This window comes from Bacillus cereus group sp. BfR-BA-01408, assembly GCF_022663305.1.
Taxonomy (GTDB): Bacteria; Bacillota; Bacilli; order Bacillales; family Bacillaceae_G; genus Bacillus_A; species Bacillus_A pacificus.
Window position 1 is genome coordinate 22,931 of record NZ_JAKUFF010000014.1, and the last position, 19,585, is coordinate 42,515.

Consider the following 19,585-nt stretch of genomic DNA (forward strand, 5'->3'; position numbering starts at 1 on the left):
TAGGAGAAGAATAATAATAATATCGAGGAGAAATACATACGATGGAAGGATGAAAAGCATGTTTAATAAAATATTTCTTATAGTAGCGCTTATAGGTGTACCACTGTCTGTACTTGGGAAAACACTTCATTGGCCTCAAACAATTATGTTCGCTGTGTATTGTATTACGATTATCGCATTAGCGGGTTTTATGGGGAGAGCGACAGAAAGTTTGGCAATTGTATCTGGTCCTAGAATAGGTGGATTATTAAATGCTACTTTCGGTAACGCTGTTGAACTAATCATTTCAATTTTTGCACTTCAGGCAGGATTAATTGAGGTAGTGTTAGCTTCTTTAACGGGTTCTGTACTTGGAAATTTATTATTAGTAGGAGGGCTATCCTTCTTTGTGGGAGGGCTTAAATATAAAAGACAAAGTTTTAATGTGTATGATGCAAGGCATAATTCGGCTTTATTAATCTTTGCTGTAGTAGTAGCATTTGTTATTCCAGAGATTTTTTCAATGAAGATGGACGCTGGAAAGACGTATCAGTTAAGTATAGGTGTCTCGATTATTATGATTATTATGTACCTTGCTGCATTGCTATTTAAGTTAGTTACGCACCGTGGTGTATATCAGCATAAAAGTGATGAAGTCGCTCATGAGGAAGAACCAGAGTGGTCGAAAGGGAAAGCATTACTCATTTTAGCGATAGCAACAATTGCGGTAGCGTATGTGTCAGAGGCGCTCGTGCATACATTTGAGACAGTTGCAAAATCATTTGGTTGGTCAGAACTATTTATAGGGGTTATTATCGTCGCAATTGTCGGGAATGCAGCGGAACATGCATCTGCAATTATTATGGCGTATAAAAATAAGGTAAACATTGCAGTTGAGATTGCAATAGGTTCTACATTACAAATTGCCATGTTTGTTGCTCCTGTATTAGTACTGCTTTCTATGTTCTTCACGCAAAGGATGCCTTTAGTATTTACGATACCAGAACTTGTTTCTATGATTACAGCTGTTTTCTTAACGATTGCGATTTCAAATGATGGAGATACAAATTGGTTTGAAGGTGGTACTTTATTAGCAGCGTATGTCATTATGGGAATTGGTTTTTATTTATTATGAAAAATAGGCATAACAATTGTGCCCAGAGAAAACAATAAACAAAGTAGTATATATACCTTTACATAGGAAGGAGCCAGACAGGTGAAACGAGTATACAGCATATGTCTTTCAACTATGGTCTCGTTTATTCTATTATTTCCTAACATGAGTTTTGCAAAGACAACGGTAGAAACAAAAATGCCTTCATCTGTTTTAAATATTTCTAAAGACAATACGTTTCCGAATGATGCGCAAGATTTACCGCGTTTGCAGCCGAGTAAGTTTGCTCAAGAACTATTGAAAACAGCGAATATTAAAATCGAAAACCCAGACTTAATTCGAATGTTTAATGAAACGACAATTTCGAATGCGCCGCTTGCGGTAGGGTACCGAGCGAAGATTTATTTAGGTCAATGGGCTTTGCATTATGAATCGGTTGATACATCAATCAATTGGGAATATAAACAAGTAAATCGCAATGTGTATGATAATCGAGGAGGAGATCGCCTATATCCGCTACGCTATAAGCAAGAAACGCAAAAGACGGTTGAAGGCGATTTAACAGCAGATATGAAAGATGCTGCAGATGTGAAGAAAATGATGCTTCTCAAAGCACTTGAAAAGGTACAATTGCCGCTTTCATTTAAAACGACTATTGGTTATGGCACAGGACATGAACGTGTGTATAACATTAGTCCGAGTCAACTTGGATATTTATATGCTTATACACCAGCAGTAAATGAAAAAGGGAAAGTAACATTTGGAGAAGTATACCTTGTATTAAAGGGAAATCAAAAAAGGCTCGTTGTAAAAAATATTACTTCTCAAGGAATTGGAGCGGCTATTCCAATTCATGATCATTTGTATTTTAAATTCATTTCTTCTTCTCACTCGCAATAACATAAAAAAACGTCAGCTTATAAGCTGACGTTTTTTTATAATGTAATATTTGCTGTTTTTGATAAGAAATCTTCTGTCGGATAGTAGCTGTTTTTTACAAGAACATTCGGTCCAAGACACTTTACTGCAGGACAGTGACAGCTTAATGATTTTGCTGTTTTTGAAGCGCTCCATTTTTCATACGCTTCTTGTAACGTATTTGTTTGTATGTTTCCTAGAAGTGGAACATCACCAAAGTCCGTTACAATAATATTTCCATCGAAAATATTTACATTTAAACGAGAACGGCCATCCGGATCATTACGAACTGTGACATTTTTGCTCTTTTGTAATTTTTTAAATGTGGCAATGTCGCGCTCGTCATCGCTACAAGCATAGAAAGGTAAAGTTCCAAATAACATCCATACATTTTCATCGCGAATTTCTAGTAAATGCTCAATTGCATCACGAATTTCAGCTTTTGTTAAAATCTCTAGATTACTCGCAAAGTCACTTGGATACATTGGGTGAACCTCATGACGTTTACATCCCATTTCGTCAACGATTTGACGATGAATATGTTCAATGTGTGGTAGAGTTCGTTTATTCAGCATCGTTTCAGCAGATACAAGTACACCTGCATCTGATAGAGCTTTACTATTTGTAATCATTCGTTCAAATAACTTTGCACGTTGTTCATACGTAGGTTTACGCTCCATCATTGCAAATCCACCTTCAACGAAATCATCAATTGTTCCCCAGTTATGAGAAATGTGCAGTACGTCTAAATAAGGAATAATTTGCTCGTAACGTGCTAAATCTATAGTTAAGTTTGAGTTGATTTGAGTGCGAACGCCTCGTTCATGGGCATATTTTAAGAGTGGTGTTACATAGTTGTCGACGGATTTTTTTGAAAGCATAGGTTCTCCGCCAGTAATACTTAAAGAACGTAAATGAGGAATCTCATCTAATCGTTTTAATAAAAGATCCATCGGAAGCGGATTCGGGTCTTTCGGCTGTAACGTGTAACCAACAGCGCAATGCTCACAGCGCATATTGCATAACGTCGTCGTTGTAAACTCAACATTTGTTAATAGTAGTTTGCCGTACTCTTCAAGGTCCATATACGCTTCCCATGGATCGTAAGAAGGAGTAATCGGCTTCATTTTTTGTGATATCGTCATATGAAATACTCCTTTGACTATTGAAATAACAATTTGTCCATTCTCTATAATAGAAGAATATGTACTTTTTATAAAGTGAAACTTTTTAGAGGAAAAAGAGAGAGGGCTTACATTATAGTGAATAACCGTGACAAAATTGATGAAATTACATACCCATTGTAATCATTTTTGCGGTATAATAAAAGCAACTCGAATTAAAAGGAGAGTGCCTTCATGGGAAAAGCAATTCAAGATAAAGATACACAATTAGTATATTTAAAGGAACGTTTAAATATGTTCATTGAAGTAATTGATACAATTGAACCTGAAGAAGTAGAATTAGAAGATGTAGATCGTCTTCTTGCAATGTTAGATGAATTAGAATTAAAATGTGAGCAATTTAAAAAAGACGAATAATATATTAAAAAGGCTGCCAATTCCAATTTGGTAGCCTTTTTCTGTGTGGATAATAGAAGGACGATAGAAAAAGAGGTATAATCAAGTTGTGAAAAATTTCATTTATGCTTGAATAGCGTGAAACAAATAAAAAGTGAAAGAGCATAACAATGAAATTTTCAGCTCATAACGTTTTGGTAGCGTTCACAATTGAGGGGGAAGTAACAATGGAAAAGCTTCAAGAAAGCATGTATCAACTAATTGTTGAAACGTCAACGAACTTACCGAAAGATGTTCGTCGTGCGATTCAACAAGCGAAAGAGCGAGAAAATGCAGGGACTCGTTCTGCGATGGCACTTGGCACAATTACAAATAATATTAAAATGGCTGATGATAACATCTCGCCAATTTGCCAAGATACAGGGATGCCAACGTTTAAAATTTATACACCAGTTGGTGTGAACCAATTAAAGTTGAAGGAAGCCATCTATAATGCGCTTGAGCGGGCGACAAAAGATGGTAAACTTCGTCCAAATTCTGTTGATTCTCTTTTTGGAGACAATAGTGGAAATAATTTAGGACCAGGTACACCGGTAATTAAGTTTGAACAATGGGAAAAAGATTATATTGATGCACGTTTAATCCTAAAGGGTGGTGGCTGTGAGAATAAAAATATTCAGTATAGCTTACCATGCGAACTAGAAGGACTTGGACGAGCTGGCCGTGATTTAGAAGGGATTCGTAAATGCCTTCTTCATGCAGTATATCAAGCGCAAGGTCAAGGATGTAGTGCAGGTGTAATTGGTGTTGGTATCGGGGGAGACCGCACATCAGGTTACGAATTAGCAAAAAATCAATTATTCCGTACATTAGATGATGTTAATCCAATCCCAGAATTACAACAACTTGAAGAGTACGTATTAGAAAATGCGAATAAGCTTGGCATTGGTACGATGGGATTTGGTGGAGAAACAACTTTACTTGGTTGTAAAATTGGCGTATATAACCGTCTGCCAGCTAGTTTCTACGTATCTGTGGCGTATAATTGCTGGGCATATCGCCGCCTTGGCGTAACAATCCATCCTGAAACAGGTGAAATTATGGATTGGTTATATCAAGAAGGTGAAGATACACTGGAGCAAGAAGTACAAGAAAAAACAGAGCAACGTGAAATTGTATTACAAGCACCAATTACAGAAGAGCAAATTCGTGAACTTCGCGTTGGTGATGTTGTAACAATTAATGGCATGATGTATACAGGTCGTGACGCAATTCATAAGCATTTAATGGATAACGATTGTCCAGTAGATTTAAATGGGCAAATTATTTACCACTGTGGTCCAGTTGTTGTGAAAGATGAAAATGACAATTGGCAAATTAAAGCGGCAGGTCCAACGACAAGTATTCGTGAAGAACCGTACCAAGGTGACATTATGAAGAAATTCGGTATTAGAGCTGTCATTGGAAAAGGCGGTATGGGTGCGAAAACATTAGCAGCTTTAGAAGAACACGGCGGTGTATATTTAAACGCAATTGGTGGTGCAGCGCAATATTATGCTGAATGTATTAAAGAAGTGAAAGATGTTGATTTCTTACAATTTGGTATTCCAGAGGCAATGTGGCATTTACGTATCGATGGATTTAAAGCAGTTGTAACAATGGATTCCCACGGTAATAGCTTACATGCAGATGTTGATAAAACATCACTTGAAAAATTAGCTAGCTTTAAAGAGCCAGTATTTAAGTAAACAAAAATGCATCTCGAATCATTCGAGATGCATTTTTTTGGTATATATAGAAAAACATGTTCAGCATGAAAGAATGCGTAGCAACAGAAACTACAAGTACGATTATATATGGAAAGGAGACTATTTATGAAACATAAATGGTTATATATCGGTCTCATTTTTTCAATTATGATGGCACTTGTTCCAGTTTCGGCATTAGCTTATACAAATACTCCACATAACTGGGGAATCCCGCGCCCTAAAAATGAAACAGTACCAGATGCAGGAAAGTTATATACAGATTTACTACAAAAAAATGGCGGTTTTTATTTAGGGGATACGAAGAAAAAAGATATTTATTTAACATTTGATAATGGTTATGAGAATGGATACACAGGGAAAATCTTAGACGTATTAAAAGAGAAAAAAGTACCAGCAACTTTCTTTGTAACGGGGCATTACATTAAAACACAAAAAGATTTATTGTTAAGAATGAAGAATGAAGGACACATTATTGGAAACCATTCTTGGAGCCATCCTGATTTCACAGCGGTAAACGATGAGAAACTTCGTGAAGAATTAACGAGTGTAACGGAAGAAATTAAAAAAGTAACTGGGCAAAAAGAAGTGAAATATGTACGTCCCCCGCGCGGCGTATTTAGTGAAAGAACGTTAGCCCTTACGAAAGAAATGGGCTACTATAATGTATTTTGGTCACTTGCATTTTTGGATTGGAAAGTAGATCAACAAAGAGGATGGCAATATGCGCATAATAATGTTATGACGATGATTCATCCAGGATCTATTTTATTACTTCATGCCATATCAAAAGATAATGCAGAAGCACTTGCAAAAATCATTGATGATTTGCGCGAGAAAGGGTATCATTTTAAAAGTCTAGATGACTTAGTAAAAAGCAATCAACCGTAAGCATGTATGCTTGCGGTTTTCTCATGCTATAATGATGTGTAAAAAGGATGGGGAAACGTATGTGGAGCGAACATGTTACGTTAGAGTATCCGTATCATTTTGAAGAAGTATTAAAACGTTTATCTTTTGATCCTCTTAACGTCATTCAATTAGATGAGAAAGTTATTTATGTCCCGCTTTGTATAGACGAGGAACAGATTGTTGTTCGTCTGCAAGGGATTGGTACTGTTCAAAATCCACAGTTTTGGATTTCTAGTCAGACAGGAGATTCAGAGAAAGTCATGAAACGAATGAGGGCCATTTTTCATTGGAATGAACCGTTTCAAGATATACAAAATCATTTTTTAAACACATCATTACGTCCACTATTTGAAACATATGCTTATACTCCAATTATTTTAGAATTTGATTATTTTGCTTGTCTTCTTCGCTGTATCATTCATCAACAAATAAATTTGAAATTTGCTACTGTGTTAACAGAACAGTTTGTGAAACGATATGGAACAGAGAAGAACGGTGTATTCTTTTTCCCCACTCCAGAAATAGTAGCAAATATTTCAATAGAGGAATTGAGAGAGCAGAAGTTTAGTCAGCGAAAAGCTGAATATATGGTAGGATTAGCAAAGTGTATTATAGGTGGTAAGTTAGATTTAACTAGAATAGAAAACGAAACAGAAGAAGGAGTTGCAGCACAATTGTTACCAATTAGGGGGATTGGTGCATGGACAGTGCAAAACTTTTTAATGTTTGGGCTTGGACGGAAAAATATGTTTCCGAAAGCAGACATTGGGATTCAGCGTGCAGTACAAGGTGTATTTCAATTAGATGATAAACCTGATGATGCATTTTTAGAAAACGTAAAACAAGAGTGTGAACCATACTGCAGTTATGCAGCGTTATATTTATGGAAAAGTATAGAGTAGAGGTGTAATAATGATACAAAAGCAACATGAGAGTAAGTTGGAAGTTGGTCAAACGTTTCCTGTGACAATTAAACGTCTTGGGATTAACGGAGAAGGCGTTGGTTATTTTAAGAGACAAGTTGTCTTCATTCCAGGGGCATTACCAGGAGAAGAAGTTGTTGCTGAAACGACGAAAATTCAGCGTGGCTTCGCTGAAGCGAAAGTGAAAAAGGTTCGTAAAGCTTCACCACATCGCGTGAAAGCGCCATGTCCGGTATATGAAGAGTGCGGCGGTTGCCAATTGCAACATTTAGACTATAAAGAACAATTAAATCAAAAGCGTGATATCGTTGTACAAGCATTCCAGAAGTATATGAACAACGGTTTGGAAGAGAAAATTCGTCCGACGCTAGGCATGGAAAATCCATGGCATTATCGTAATAAGAGTCAACTACAAGTGGGGCGTAAAGACGAAAAGGTTATTACAGGACTGTATAAACAAAATTCACATCAGTTAATTGATATTGCTCATTGTATGATTCAACAGAAAGCAACGAATGAAGCGACAAAAGTTGTAAGACGTATTTTAGAAAAATTAAATGTTTCTATTTACAATGAGAAAAAACAAAAAGGTTTAGTACGTACAATTGTGACACGTACTGCAGTTCAAACAGGGGAAGTACAAGTTACACTTATTACAACAAAAGAAGAGTTGCCAAATAAAGAACAATTTATTGCAGAAGTACAAAAACAGATGCCAGCTGTTAAATCAATTATGCAAAATGTAAACTGGCGTAAAACATCTGTTATTTTTGGTGATAAAACATTTAAATTAGCTGGAAAAGAAGTAATTCAAGAAACACTTGGTGATTTATCATTTGAATTATCAGCACGTGCATTCTTCCAGTTGAATCCAGAACAAACGGTTGTTTTATATAATGAAGCGAAAAAAGCCGCTGCCTTAACTGGAAATGAGAAAATTGTAGATGCGTATTGTGGCGTTGGTACAATTGGACTTTGGCTTGCAAATGATGCGGCGGAAGTACGTGGTATGGATGTAATTCCAGAAGCAATTGCAGATGCAAGAAAAAATGCGAAGCGTCACGGATTTACAAATACGAAATATGAAGCAGGTAAAGCTGAACAATGGTTACCGAAATGGGTAAAAGAAGGATGGCGTCCAGATGTAATTGTTGTCGATCCACCTCGTACAGGTTGCGATGATAAATTACTGGAAACAATTTTAAAAGTGAAGCCGAAACAAGTTGTTTACGTATCTTGTAACCCTTCTTCATTAGCACGTGATGTACAAGCGTTAATGAAGAGCTATGAAGTGGAATATGTACAACCAGTTGATATGTTCCCGCATACAGCTCATGTAGAAAATGTAGTGAAGCTTGTTAGAAAGTAAAGTTTATTAATATTCCCTCATGGTATGAGGGAATATTTTCTATGAAGGAGAATATTATGCACAATTATAAATTAACGATTCAGTACGACGGTGCACGTTTTAAAGGATGGCAGCGTCTCGGTAATAACGATAATACGATTCAAGGAAAAATCGAAAGTGTCATTTCTGAAATGGTCGGAAAAGAAACTGAAATTATCGGTTGTAGTAGAACAGACGCTGGTGTGCATGCTTTGAATCAAGTTGCTAACTTTCAAAGTGATGAGAAGTTAGTGGAACATAAAGTAAAAAAATATTTAAATCAATATTTACCTAATGATATTAGTATTACGAATGTAGAAGAAGTACATGATCGATTCCATGCCCGTTACAATTCTAAAGCAAAAACATACCTTTATAAAATTTGGAATGAAGAGCACACGAACCCATTTATGCGTAAATACAGCATGCATGTGAATAAAAAATTAAATGTGAAAAGCATGAAAGAAGCCGCGAAACATTTAGTTGGTTCACATGACTTTACTGCTTTTTCAAATGCAAAATCAAAGAAAAAGTCTATGGTGCGAGAAGTATATACACTTGAAGTGATGGAAGAAGCAGGATTTGTACAAATTAGAGTAAGTGGTAACGGATTCCTTCATAACATGGTCCGAAAAATTGTTGGAGCATTAATTGAAGTTGGGTTAGGACAATTAGATGCAGAGGCGATTCCACAGATTTTAGAGGCGAAACAACGTAATCAGATTAATTGCCTTGCTGAGGCGAGTGGTTTGTATTTGGAGAATGTTGAGTTTTAATAGTAATAAAAAAATCGAGCTGTGTAGGCTCGATTTTTTATGTTTTGGCGTTAAGAAGATTTTTCTTTCTTCATACGTATCTTCAAATTCCAAAAAGCAGCAAGCATAATAGCTGCAAAAGAGCCGCTAATTGTTGCTAATAGTTTTGCATAAGGATAGGCGTTTATATCAACTAGTAACATCATACATACAATGGTAGGGAAGAAGGCTAAGTATTGTAATAACTTTAATTTGTTATCATTACTCATATATATCGTTCCTTTCTAGTATGTTATATGTTTATTGTAGCATATTTTACCAAATGTTTATTTGTACTTGGAAAAAATTTAATGCGGTCTTAGTAGGAAATAAAAGTTAGGCTAGTAATCAGTGGAAGATGGACAAAATCTCCACTGATTAACGTCTTATTTTATATGTGTAAATGCAATTTTTTAATTCGATATTGTAAGTTTTGCCTACTTAATCCTAAAAACTTTGCAGCTTGTGAAATATTACCGTGATACTCTTTCAAAATTTGAGTGATGTAGTTCTTTTCCATTGCTTCTATTGTGTGCTTTAACGTTTTTGGCGCATCAGTATCGTTATTAGTTAGGAGAGGTTGCATATTGAATTCTTTTTTTATTCGTTCGCGAAAGCGAGTGGGAAGGTGAAACGCTGTAATGATATTTTCATCTTCAACTAAATTCATTGAACCTTCAATGACATGTTCCAATTCTCGTACGTTTCCAGGCCAATCATATGCATATAAGAATTCTCTTACATGTATATCTACATCTGTTACGCCGAGTCCAAATTGAATGTTGTACTTTTCGATAAAGTGCTGAACAAGAGCTGGAATATCTTCTTTTCGTTCACGTAAAGGCGGGAGACATAAAGTAACGACGCTTAATCTGTAATATAAGTCTTCCCGCAATCGATTGTGTGTAATAGCTTCAAGAGGGTCTTCATTAATAGTTGCTATAATACGAACATCAATTTCTTTTTCTTGTGTGCCTCCGATTCTTCGTATTGTTTTTTCTTGTATAGCTCGCAGCAACTTCGCTTGAAGTGCTGGACTTAACGAATTGATCTCATCTAATAACAAAGTTCCTCCGTTTGCTTCTTCAAATAAACCGGCTTTATCGATAGCTCCTGTAAATGCACCGCGGTTCGTACCAAATAATAAGCTTTCCATGAGTGTATCAGGTATAGCGGCACAGTTTTGCGAAATAAATGGTTTGCCCGAACGTTGACTTTCATTATGGATACTTTGTGCAAATAGTTCTTTTCCAGTTCCTGTTTCTCCTACGAGAAGTATGGAGGATGATGTGCGAATTACCCTTTTTCCTTCCGCAATGGTGGATTGAATGGCTTCAGAATCACCAATTATGTGATCAAAGGTAAATTTAGTGTTTTGTTTTCGGGAAGAGTCCATTTTTATTGTTTGCTTTAAGTGATTCATCTCTTTTGAAATTTCAATAGCGCCTTTAATTTTCCCGTTTTCTATTATTGGGAAAGTATCGTTAATCGTCGTAATTTCTTGCCCTTTATTGTTAAAATAAGTTTGTTTTATATTTTTGTTTGTTTTTCCTAATTTTAATGCTTCTATAAGAGTACTATTTTTATTTTCTTCAAATGCGAATACTTCTAAAGGACTTTTATATAGCACATCTGAGCGCTCCATTGATTCAATTTCCATCATTTTACGGTTATAGATAATCGTTTTACCTTCCTCATTAATAATATGAATCCCGATATCGAGTTCATTGAGCAAAGTTTCATATAGCATATTCATTTCAATGATCTGTTTCAAATTAATTTCTTCTGTACGCATAGATTATCTTCTCCTCATTTCACCCTATGAAGACTGACTTTTTATAATTTTATTAAAATTCTTATAAAATCGCAAAATTTTTTTGCGATTTTCCTTTTAAAACTTCTTACACGGTAGAAAAAATTTGCGGTTATGAAGATTTTTTTGTGAGGAACCCTCATTTTAAATAGGAATTTAAGATTGGTACGCATTTTGCATAAAGAATAGTTGAAATCTCTAAAGGAGGGATATGCAACGTTTCAGTACCAATTAATAAGAAGGAGGAGTGTATAAAGTGAAGACGGTTATAGAAGGCGTGTATAGTCCTTGTTACGGGAAAGTTGAGAAGTTATTTGTTACGGAAAATTCTTACGTATACGAATGGGAGAAATTAGCGTTAATTGAAACAATAGATAAACAGAAAGTAGAAATTAAGGTAGGAATCAGTGGGTATATCGAGTCATTAGAAGTAGTAGAAGGACAAGCTATCGCTAATAAAAAGTTATTAATAACAGTGAGGGATGATCTTTTAATAACAGGTAGTGATTAATACTATGTATTTTGCTCTTTTCAATAATTATTTTTCGTATAAACAATTTTAAAAACGCTTACATGAAATGGGTTTCCAAAGGGAAAAGGGGGGGGATTTGTATGATGGATCAAAACCAAGGATTAAAAAGGGAATTGAAAAGCAGACACATATTTATGATTGCACTTGGAGGAGTTATTGGTACCGGACTTTTTTTAGGATCGGGGTATACAATTCATGAAGCTGGGCCTGGAGGAGCGATTGTAGCTTATCTTGTTGGAGGATTTGTTATGTATTTAACGATGCTCTGTCTCGGAGAATTAGCTGTTGCGATGCCTGACGCAGGATCTTATCAAACGTATGCTACGAAGCATATTTCCCCTGCAGCGGGTTATGTAGTCGGATGGATGTCGTGGCTAAACTGGTCGGCTACAATAGGTATTGAACTCATTGCAGTTAGTATTTTAATGAAACGATGGTTTCCTGATGTACCGTCTTGGATTTGGTGCGTAGTGTTTGCGGTACTACTTTTTGCTATTAACGCGTTATCTTCAAGAAGTTTTGCAGAAGTTGAATTTTGGTTTGCAAGTATTAAAGTCATTACAATCATTGCATTTATTATTTTGGGCGGGGCAGCAATGTTTGGTTTTCTAGATATGAAAGGAAATGAGCCAGCACCAATGTTTTCTAGCTTTACTGATTATGGTGGGTTGTTTCCAAATGGATTATCCGCTATTTTAATTACGATGATTGCTGTTAATTTTTCCTTCCAAGGAACAGAGCTAGTTGGTATTGCAGCTGGAGAGAGTGAAAATCCAGAAAAAACAATCCCGAAGGCAATTAATAATACAGTTTGGCGTATACTTGTGTTCTTTGTATTATCTATTTTCATTCTTGCAGGATTATTCCCATGGCAACAAGCAGGAGTGATAGAAAGTCCATTCGTAGTTGTATTTGATAAAATTGGTATTCCTTATGCAGCTGATATTATCAATTTCGTTATTATTACAGCGGTTCTATCCGTTGCGAATTCAGGGCTATATGCAACTTCTCGTATGCTATGGTCTATGTCTAATCAAGGAATGATTAGTCCAATTTTTGGTAAGTTATCTAAAAATGGTGTTCCTATTTATGCGTTGATTGTAAGTACGATTGTAGGTTGTCTTTCATTACTATCAGGTATTTATGCGGAAGATACAGTTTATTTATGGCTACTTTCTATTGCCGGGTTCGGAGCGATATTAGTTTGGGCATCTATTGCTCTATCTAACTTATTAGCTAGAAGGTCATATGTTAAGCAGGGCGGGGATGTGAAGGACTTGAAATTTAAAACACCACTGTATCCATTCGTTCCACTGCTTGCGTTAGTATTAAATATAACAGTAATTGTTGCTATGGCCTTTATTCCAGAACAAAGAATGGCATTGTATTGTGGTATTCCCTTTATGATTGTTTGTTTACTGTTTTACCGTGCGACAAGAAATAAGGGGAGTAACTTAGAGCATATTGAAAAGACAAAGACAACAGAAATAGAGAGTTTATAATAGTGATTAATTTGGAGACTGTAAAATTGTAAACAGTCTCTTTTTTTGTGAAAATAAAGCTGGGAACATACTACGTATGCAAAGGGGAAGTAGCGATGAATGAAGAAGTTGCACAGCTATTAGAACAGATTGATCTACGAAAAAATGAGTTACTAGAGCTTACAAAAACATTAATTCGTTTTGAAACACCAGCACCGCCGGCGAGAAATACAAATGAGGCGCAACAATTTGTTGCACAGTTTCTAAGAAAACGAAATTTTAGTGTTGATAAATGGGATGTATATCCGAATGACCCGAACGTTGTTGGGGTGAAAAAAGGGATAGAAAGTGACACACATAAAAGTCTTATTATTAATGGGCATATGGATGTAGCGGAAATATCAGCAGATGAGGCGTGGGAAACGAGTCCGTTTGAGCCATTTATAAAAGATGGTTGGTTAGTTGGACGTGGTGCGGCAGATATGAAAGGGGGATTAGCTGGAGCATTATTTGCTATTCAGCTTTTACAAGAAGCAGGCATTGAATTGCCCGGAGATTTAATCTTTCAATCCGTAATCGGAGAAGAAGTTGGAGAGGCAGGTACGCTTCAATGTTGCAAAAGGGGTTATGATGCTGATTTTGCAGTCGTAGTGGATACGAGTGATTTACATATGCAAGGACAGGGGGGCGTAATTACTGGATGGATTACTGTGAAAAGCCCCCAAACGTTTCATGATGCAACACGCAGACAAATGATTCATGCTGGAGGACGTTTATTCGGAGCGAGTGCGATTGAAAAAATGATGAAAATTGTACAAAGTTTACAAGAATTAGAGCGTCATTGGGCAGTCATGAAAACATATGAAGGCTATCCATCTGGAACAACAACAATTAATCCAGCTGTCATTGAGGGCGGAAGGCATGCAGCGTTTATTGCGGATGAGTGCCGGTTATGGATAACAGTACACTTTTATCCGAATGAAACACATGAACAAATAATAAAAGAAATTGAAGAGTATATTGGGAAAGTAGCAGCTGCCGATCCATGGTTAAGTGAAAATCCACCACAATTTAAGTGGGGCGGAGAATCAATGATTGTGGATCGTGGTGAAATTTTCCCTTCTTTAGAAATAGATAGTGAACATGCAGCTGTAAAAACGCTTAGCTCAGTACATGAATCAATTTTATCTAAAAATGCAATTTTAGATATGTCTGCAACGGTAACGGATGGTGGTTGGTTTAGTGAATTTCATATTCCAGCTGTTATTTACGGACCAGGTACATTAGAAGAGGCTCATTCAATAAATGAGAAAGTTGAAGTGGAACAATTAATCGAATTTACAAAAGTAATAACAGCATTTATATATGAATGGTGTCATACGAAAAAATAGATTAGTATGTTGAAATCGTACAGGTATGTATACTTGTACGATTTTTTAGTGAACTATTTCAGAGTTGAATAGAAACAACTGAAATAGTTCTTTATTTTCTATGTCTTTCGTTTTAGTTCGATTAATTTCTCTTTTGCTAATTCAACAGCAATTGCATCATCTAAATAGCCAATTGGAAAGAGATAGTCAGGAATAATATCTGTCGATAAAATGAAATACAGTAATGCCCCTCCAAGAACTGCACGCTCTTCTTTTGGAATCGTTTCATTGCAAAATTGTTGATACATATCCGTTAATTGTTCAATGAAAGGACCAGCACTATCAATTTGTTCTAGCTTACTTGCAAAACTGTCATGAATACGTTTTTCTCCTTCTGTTGTTTGAGCATATCGTTCATAATTTTCAAGTTCTTGTTTCACACGGGTTGTTGTGTAGTCGAAATCGAATAAGTTAGAGGATTGCAGCGTTTGCTGAATGGTATCAAGAGATGTGTACATATCCGTCTTTTCTTTATTAATGTGAGGAGAATCAGGATACATTTCATCAAATAACAATTGGGGTGGAACTTGCAAACATTCTGCAAATTTTTGTAGATGTTTTTGTTTTGGCGGTTGTTTACCATTCATAATTCTTGAGATTGTTGCGGGATCAATATTTGTAAGCATTCCGAGTTGGCGCATAGATAAGGCACGTTCTTTTAAAAGTTTTTTTATTAATGTACTAAGCCGCTCATTTGGATTTTCTTTAGGCATAGCGAAGGCACTCCTTTTTGTTGTTGAAAAAATGTTGAGCATTTATTACATGTATATGAAACAGACAGGCACAGTTGCTCAACATTTTCATAAGATGCATGGAAAAGTGAGAAAAAAGGGGTGGCTGTTTATGAGTACGGCAGGTCTATTTTCAATTTTTTTAATTGGGATTGCTTCTAATTTAGATAATGCAGGTGTTGGAATTGCATATGGCATTCGTAAAATTAGAATTTCGTGGTTCAACAATTTTATCATCGCATTTTTTGGGTTTTTATTTACTTTATTAGCTGGCTTTTTTGGGAGTTGGATCGCATTATTTATTTCAGAGTTTACGGCAAATTTGATAGGGGCAATTGTTTTAGGAATAATTGGAGTGTTTATTTTATGTCAGCCTTTCTTGAGTAAAAAAGAGACCGTAGACTCTAAAGATGATAGTGTACTTATGGGGATTTTACGTGATCCGGAAAAAGCAGATTTTGATGGTTCTAAAACAATTAGTTTTTCAGAAGCAATTGTTTTGGGCGTTGCATTATCAATTAATAATATTGCAGGTGGATTTGATGCTGGGGTAACAAATTTAAACCTTTGGCTTACAGCGATTATTTCTGGTGTGTTTAGTTTTATTTGTATAAGTGGTTTTGCGTATGTAGGAAAACGATACTTAGCAGAATACTTAGGGAAATGGGCTACGGTTATTGCGGGAGTGTTATTAATTCTTATTGGGATCGATCAGTTGTTGTAAGGAGAACAAAAAACAACGTTCGAGTATTTCCTTGGAAATATGGCAAAGGATTGCATATATCGACGTACTTTTCTCCATACTAATACGGATTTCTTTTAAAGAAAGGGGGATCCGTATGGGACGCGGAAAAGCATTTGATCATAAGAAAAAAGGGCATGACCATCAACCACCTAAAGGAGCATTCATTCATAAAGATGTAAATGAACATACTTTAGAAGAGGAAGAGCTACCAGTAAATATTGAAACGTATAAAAATAGTTTGAAAAAACATTAAAAGCACCTACATAGGTGCTTTTTTAACGTATATCTTCAATTAATTGTTCCGATTCTTCATGCATACTGTACTCACTTAATACTTGGATACAAAGCCACTTTAATTCTTCAATCGTATGCTCAAATTCTTCAGGAAGCACATGATGAACGTCTTCAAGTCCCATTCCGAAATGAATAAGTTCAAGTACTTGATCATCGATGTTCCGATCCATTAATAGTTCAAGTACTTCTAAATTGAATATGTATCGGTGAGCTTCATCGAGTGAAACAACTTTTAGCTTTAAGCTTTCTACAATACTCAATATAAAAAGAAGAATTGTTTTTTCAAGAACAGGCTGTTTTCCCATTTGAAATATTAGTTTCATCTTTCACACCTCCACATATAGCGCTAGGTTGTACTATACTATTCAGGTTGGGGGAGCAAATATGCATAATATAGAGAAACTTTCAGCACGGTTTTTGTAAGGGGATCGGTAGCTAATAAAATTGAGGGTTTTATGCAAAAAAAATCCTGCTAGTATAGCAGGATGGTTCTGAATTAAAAAATGCTCCAACCTTCTTGAGCAGAAAGAAGTTCAAGGATTTTAAAACCAGCGATGCTATTTCCGTTTGCATCTAAAGCTGGTCCGAAAATACCAATTCCCATTTCTCCTTTTACGCATCCGAAAATGCCACCAGCTACACCACTTTTTGCGGGGATACCAACACGAATCGCAAATTCACCAGACTCGTTATACATACCGCATGTAACCATAAATGTTTTACAAATCTTTGTAATATGCTTAGGGATAATTTGTTTTTTCTTATATGGATCATATCCATCCATCGCAAAAATTAAGCCGATACGTGCTAAATCGATACAGTTTACCTCAACTGCACATTGACGAGTGTATAAATCCATCAGCTCTTCAATGTCACAATCGATAATTCCGTTTTGTTTCATATAGTAACAAAGTGAGCGATTTAAGTAAGCTGTCTCTAATTCTGAATTAGCAACTTTAGAAGAATAATTAATAGTAGGATTATCTGTTATTTCACGTACGAAATGAAGAATGCGCTCCATTTTTTCTTCATTATCTTTACCTGCTAACATGCTTGTAATGGCTAGTGCCCCCGCATTAATCATTGGATTAAGTGGTTTAGAAGGACTTGTCGTTTCTAACTTAATAATAGAATTAAATGGATCACCAGTTGGTTCCATTCCAACTTTAGAAAATACATATTCTTCACCACGATCTAAAAGGGCAAGTGCAAGTGTAATTACTTTTGAAATACTTTGAAGAGTGAATAGTGTTTGTGAGTTGCCAGCATGGATGTATTCTGTTTCTTTATGGAAAATGGCAATCCCTAAATCATCTGGATTGGCATTTCCTAGTTCGGGGATATAAGTAGCAAGCTTTCCTTTTTTCGTATATGGTTTTACTTGTTCTAACAACTGTTGTAAGTTGTTTGTTTCAATGCACTGCATAGTACCAACGCTCCTATTTCGAATTAACTAAGTTTACTTTTCCCGATATGCTCGGAAATAAATAATAACATGAAAAAGTGGAATGATAAAACGAAAGTTGCATGTTCTATAGAGGGTCTTTCGTTTTGAATATTCTGTAGTAAAAAAGGAGAAATTTCCTTTTATATAACAGTTTGGAAATAGGAGATTTATCCATAAAAAATTCAAAAATAAAAACTACACATCTATACAACTATATGTTATTATGGTTATGTAAATAGAAAGCGTTTTCTAAGGCGTACTTATAATGATAACGATTTCATAAATTTGATAGGGGGAATTAAAATGTTGCAGTTTCTACAACGTATTGGTAAAGCGTTAATGCTTCCAATTGCCGTACTACCAGCAGCAGGATTATTGCTTCGTTTAGGACAAGAAGACGTATTTAACATTCCTGTTATGGCACAGGCCGGTGCAGCAATTTTTGATAATTTAGCACTTATTTTTGCAATTGGTGTTGCAATCGGTTTGTCTGTTGACGGTAGTGGAGCAGCTGGACTTGCCGGAGCAATCGGATATCTTGTTTTACAAAATACAACGAATGCTCTAAGTAAGACGTATTCAGCAGCAGAGTTAAATGATAAATTAAAAAGTGTTCAAGATTTAGTCGGTTCAGTAGATCCAACTAAATTAGCAGATACAATGACAAAGGTTTCAAAAGCAGCGGCGTTAACGCCGAAAATCAATATGGCCATACTCGGTGGTATTATTGCAGGGGTTGTTGCGGGATTACTATATAACAAATTCCATAAGATTAAACTGCCAGAATGGTTAGGGTTCTTTGCAGGAAAACGCTTCGTACCAATCATTACTTCAATCGTAATGTTACTTTTAGGATTAGTATTCGGTCAAATTTGGCCAACAATTCAAAGTGGTATTGATGCAGTAGCACATGGTATCGTAAACTTAGGTTCAATTGGTGCTGGTTTATTCGGATTATTAAACCGTTTATTAATTCCAATCGGTTTACACCACGTAATGAACACATACTTCTGGTTCGTACTTGGTGACTTTACAAATGCGGCTGGCGATATCGTTCATGGTGATATTGCACGCTTCTTTGCAAAAGATCCATCAGCAGGTATGTTTATGACTGGTTTCTTCCCGATCATGATGTTCGGTTTACCAGCAGCATGTTTCGCAATGATTGCAGCTGCTAAACCAGAAAAACGTAAAATGGTTACAGGTATGTTAGGTGGTCTAGCATTAACTTCATTCTTAACTGGTATTACAGAGCCAATTGAATTCTCATTCATGTTCTTATCACCAGTATTATATGGTATTCATGCTGTATTAACAGGTCTGTCTCTATTCATTACAACAACACTTGGCATACACGATGGTTTCTCATTTAGTGCTGGGGCAATCGATTACTTCTTAAACTTCGGTATTGCAACAAAACCAGTATTATTAGCAGGAATTGGTTTAATTTACGCAGCAATTTACTTTGTAGTATTCTACTTCTTAATTAAGAAGTTCGACCTAAAAACTCCTGGTCGTGAAGATGAAGAGGAAGTAGCTGAAGGTGAAGAAGCTCCAGTTGCAGGTTCAATTGGTGAAACTTACGTAGCAGCTTTAGGTGGAAAAGAAAACTTAACAGTTATTGATAACTGTGCAACACGTCTACGCTTACAAGTGAAAGATGCTGGTCAAGTAAACGAAGCAGCATTAAAACGTGCTGGTGCAAAAGGTGTTATGAAATTAAGTAACACGAGTGTCCAAGTTATCGTAGGTACAAATGTTGAATCTGTTGCCGATGATATGAAAAAACACGTATAAAT

Annotated in this window: 20 protein-coding genes; 14 read left to right on the forward strand and 6 right to left on the reverse strand. The window is 35.9% G+C overall.

What is annotated here, in order from left to right:
- Positions 1 to 58 precede the first annotated feature (58 nt).
- Both cax and MR083_RS09305 read left to right on the forward strand, forming a co-directional pair.
- The gene (gene cax / locus MR083_RS09300) at positions 59 to 1,114 is read left to right on the forward strand and encodes a calcium/proton exchanger (RefSeq protein ID WP_000482144.1); all 1,056 of its coding nucleotides are present in this window, start codon (positions 59 to 61) and stop codon (positions 1,112 to 1,114) included.
- Between the two features lie 81 nt (positions 1,115 to 1,195).
- Entirely contained in the window at positions 1,196 to 1,993 is a 798-nt protein-coding gene (locus MR083_RS09305) for a YfkD famly protein (protein WP_014893338.1), read from the forward strand.
- 35 nt (positions 1,994 to 2,028) lie between these two features.
- On the opposite strand, the gene yfkAB is transcribed toward MR083_RS09305, so the two are convergent.
- On the reverse strand, positions 2,029 to 3,156 hold the full coding sequence (gene yfkAB, locus MR083_RS09310; RefSeq protein ID WP_000156010.1) for a radical SAM/CxCxxxxC motif protein YfkAB: 1,128 nt from the start codon (positions 3,154 to 3,156) through the stop codon (positions 2,029 to 2,031).
- A gap of 213 nt (positions 3,157 to 3,369) precedes the next feature.
- On the opposite strand from yfkAB, the gene MR083_RS09315 reads away from it, so the two are divergent.
- The 6 genes from MR083_RS09315 to truA all read left to right on the forward strand — a co-directional run bounded on the left by MR083_RS09315 (position 3,370) and on the right by truA (position 9,295).
- Entirely contained in the window at positions 3,370 to 3,552 is a 183-nt protein-coding gene (locus MR083_RS09315) for an SE1561 family protein (RefSeq protein ID WP_000513558.1), read from the forward strand.
- 206 nt (positions 3,553 to 3,758) lie between these two features.
- Positions 3,759 to 5,279, forward strand: a complete 1,521-nt coding sequence (gene fumA, locus MR083_RS09320) for a class I fumarate hydratase (RefSeq protein ID WP_000413517.1) — start codon at positions 3,759 to 3,761, stop codon at positions 5,277 to 5,279.
- A 126-nt stretch (positions 5,280 to 5,405) separates the two neighbouring features.
- Entirely contained in the window at positions 5,406 to 6,188 is a 783-nt protein-coding gene (gene pdaA, locus MR083_RS09325; RefSeq protein ID WP_000681212.1) for a delta-lactam-biosynthetic de-N-acetylase, read from the forward strand.
- Between the two features lie 59 nt (positions 6,189 to 6,247).
- A complete protein-coding gene (locus MR083_RS09330) occupies positions 6,248 to 7,111 on the forward strand; it encodes a DNA-3-methyladenine glycosylase family protein (protein WP_000269445.1) in 864 nt (287 codons plus the stop codon).
- Positions 7,112 to 7,121: 10 nt separating this feature from the next.
- A complete protein-coding gene (rlmD, locus tag MR083_RS09335) occupies positions 7,122 to 8,501 on the forward strand; it encodes a 23S rRNA (uracil(1939)-C(5))-methyltransferase RlmD (protein WP_242269048.1) in 1,380 nt (459 codons plus the stop codon).
- 56 nt (positions 8,502 to 8,557) lie between these two features.
- Entirely contained in the window at positions 8,558 to 9,295 is a 738-nt protein-coding gene (gene truA / locus MR083_RS09340) for a tRNA pseudouridine(38-40) synthase TruA (RefSeq protein ID WP_000553123.1), read from the forward strand.
- 50 nt (positions 9,296 to 9,345) lie between these two features.
- On the opposite strand, the gene MR083_RS09345 is transcribed toward truA, so the two are convergent.
- Together MR083_RS09345 and MR083_RS09350 are read right to left on the reverse strand one after the other, a co-directional pair.
- Positions 9,346 to 9,543 carry a hypothetical protein gene (locus tag MR083_RS09345; protein WP_000063916.1) on the reverse strand — a complete coding sequence of 66 codons (198 nt, stop codon included), beginning with the start codon at positions 9,541 to 9,543 and terminating at the stop codon, positions 9,346 to 9,348.
- Between the two features lie 161 nt (positions 9,544 to 9,704).
- Entirely contained in the window at positions 9,705 to 11,108 is a 1,404-nt protein-coding gene (locus MR083_RS09350; RefSeq protein WP_242269051.1) for a sigma-54 interaction domain-containing protein, read from the reverse strand.
- A 274-nt stretch (positions 11,109 to 11,382) separates the two neighbouring features.
- On the opposite strand from MR083_RS09350, the gene MR083_RS09355 reads away from it, so the two are divergent.
- From MR083_RS09355 to MR083_RS09365, 3 genes are all read left to right on the forward strand, one after another.
- Positions 11,383 to 11,637, forward strand: coding sequence for a biotin/lipoyl attachment domain-containing protein (locus tag MR083_RS09355; RefSeq protein WP_000859488.1), 255 nt, complete (start codon positions 11,383 to 11,385; stop codon positions 11,635 to 11,637).
- A gap of 101 nt (positions 11,638 to 11,738) precedes the next feature.
- Positions 11,739 to 13,160 (forward strand): amino acid permease, encoded by a 1,422-nt coding sequence (locus tag MR083_RS09360; protein ID WP_242269054.1) that lies wholly within the window; start codon positions 11,739 to 11,741, stop codon positions 13,158 to 13,160.
- A 95-nt stretch (positions 13,161 to 13,255) separates the two neighbouring features.
- A complete protein-coding gene (locus tag MR083_RS09365; protein WP_242269056.1) occupies positions 13,256 to 14,530 on the forward strand; it encodes an acetylornithine deacetylase in 1,275 nt (424 codons plus the stop codon).
- Positions 14,531 to 14,628: 98 nt separating this feature from the next.
- Here the strand turns inward: MR083_RS09365 and MR083_RS09370 are convergent, their stop codons facing one another.
- Complete coding sequence (locus MR083_RS09370) at positions 14,629 to 15,282, reverse strand: helix-turn-helix domain-containing protein (protein WP_001123724.1); 654 nt, start codon at positions 15,280 to 15,282, stop codon at positions 14,629 to 14,631.
- 130 nt (positions 15,283 to 15,412) lie between these two features.
- Between MR083_RS09370 and ytaF the strand changes: the two genes are divergently transcribed.
- Positions 15,413 to 16,024: a sporulation membrane protein YtaF gene (ytaF, locus tag MR083_RS09375; RefSeq protein ID WP_000100734.1), complete on the forward strand. Its 612-nt coding sequence runs from the start codon at positions 15,413 to 15,415 to the stop codon at positions 16,022 to 16,024.
- A 115-nt stretch (positions 16,025 to 16,139) separates the two neighbouring features.
- The gene (locus tag MR083_RS09380; RefSeq protein ID WP_000532411.1) at positions 16,140 to 16,298 is read left to right on the forward strand and encodes a hypothetical protein; all 159 of its coding nucleotides are present in this window, start codon (positions 16,140 to 16,142) and stop codon (positions 16,296 to 16,298) included.
- 22 nt (positions 16,299 to 16,320) lie between these two features.
- On the opposite strand, the gene MR083_RS09385 is transcribed toward MR083_RS09380, so the two are convergent.
- Both MR083_RS09385 and glsA read right to left on the reverse strand, forming a co-directional pair.
- Positions 16,321 to 16,662 (reverse strand): DUF3969 family protein, encoded by a 342-nt coding sequence (locus tag MR083_RS09385; protein ID WP_000766605.1) that lies wholly within the window; start codon positions 16,660 to 16,662, stop codon positions 16,321 to 16,323.
- A gap of 173 nt (positions 16,663 to 16,835) precedes the next feature.
- Positions 16,836 to 17,765 carry a glutaminase A gene (glsA, locus tag MR083_RS09390; RefSeq protein WP_001149853.1) on the reverse strand — a complete coding sequence of 310 codons (930 nt, stop codon included), beginning with the start codon at positions 17,763 to 17,765 and terminating at the stop codon, positions 16,836 to 16,838.
- A gap of 324 nt (positions 17,766 to 18,089) precedes the next feature.
- Here glsA and nagE point away from each other — a divergent pair, with 324 nt between their 5' ends.
- Complete coding sequence (gene nagE, locus MR083_RS09395; protein ID WP_000938882.1) at positions 18,090 to 19,583, forward strand: N-acetylglucosamine-specific PTS transporter subunit IIBC; 1,494 nt, start codon at positions 18,090 to 18,092, stop codon at positions 19,581 to 19,583.
- Positions 19,584 to 19,585 lie beyond the last annotated feature (2 nt).

Excerpts from the sequence above, each read along its gene's own strand:
- truA (WP_000553123.1), top strand. The coding sequence starts at position 8,558 with ATGCACAATTATAAATTAACGATTCAGTACGACGGTGCACGTTTTAAA.
- MR083_RS09345 (WP_000063916.1), bottom strand. The coding sequence starts at position 9,543 with ATGAGTAATGATAACAAATTAAAGTTATTACAATACTTAGCCTTCTTC.
- pdaA (WP_000681212.1), top strand. The coding sequence starts at position 5,406 with ATGAAACATAAATGGTTATATATCGGTCTCATTTTTTCAATTATGATG.
- fumA (WP_000413517.1), top strand. The coding sequence starts at position 3,759 with ATGGAAAAGCTTCAAGAAAGCATGTATCAACTAATTGTTGAAACGTCA.
- cax (WP_000482144.1), top strand. The coding sequence starts at position 59 with ATGTTTAATAAAATATTTCTTATAGTAGCGCTTATAGGTGTACCACTG.
- MR083_RS09315 (WP_000513558.1), top strand. The coding sequence starts at position 3,370 with ATGGGAAAAGCAATTCAAGATAAAGATACACAATTAGTATATTTAAAG.
- rlmD (WP_242269048.1), top strand. The coding sequence starts at position 7,122 with ATGATACAAAAGCAACATGAGAGTAAGTTGGAAGTTGGTCAAACGTTT.
- MR083_RS09330 (WP_000269445.1), top strand. The coding sequence starts at position 6,248 with ATGTGGAGCGAACATGTTACGTTAGAGTATCCGTATCATTTTGAAGAA.
- nagE (WP_000938882.1), top strand. The coding sequence starts at position 18,090 with ATGTTGCAGTTTCTACAACGTATTGGTAAAGCGTTAATGCTTCCAATT.
- MR083_RS09380 (WP_000532411.1), top strand. The coding sequence starts at position 16,140 with ATGGGACGCGGAAAAGCATTTGATCATAAGAAAAAAGGGCATGACCAT.
- MR083_RS09360 (WP_242269054.1), top strand. The coding sequence starts at position 11,739 with ATGATGGATCAAAACCAAGGATTAAAAAGGGAATTGAAAAGCAGACAC.
- ytaF (WP_000100734.1), top strand. The coding sequence starts at position 15,413 with ATGAGTACGGCAGGTCTATTTTCAATTTTTTTAATTGGGATTGCTTCT.
- MR083_RS09385 (WP_000766605.1), bottom strand. The coding sequence starts at position 16,662 with ATGAAACTAATATTTCAAATGGGAAAACAGCCTGTTCTTGAAAAAACA.
- MR083_RS09365 (WP_242269056.1), top strand. The coding sequence starts at position 13,256 with ATGAATGAAGAAGTTGCACAGCTATTAGAACAGATTGATCTACGAAAA.
- yfkAB (WP_000156010.1), bottom strand. The coding sequence starts at position 3,156 with ATGACGATATCACAAAAAATGAAGCCGATTACTCCTTCTTACGATCCA.
- MR083_RS09370 (WP_001123724.1), bottom strand. The coding sequence starts at position 15,282 with ATGCCTAAAGAAAATCCAAATGAGCGGCTTAGTACATTAATAAAAAAA.
- glsA (WP_001149853.1), bottom strand. The coding sequence starts at position 17,765 with ATGCAGTGCATTGAAACAAACAACTTACAACAGTTGTTAGAACAAGTA.
- MR083_RS09350 (WP_242269051.1), bottom strand. The coding sequence starts at position 11,108 with ATGCGTACAGAAGAAATTAATTTGAAACAGATCATTGAAATGAATATG.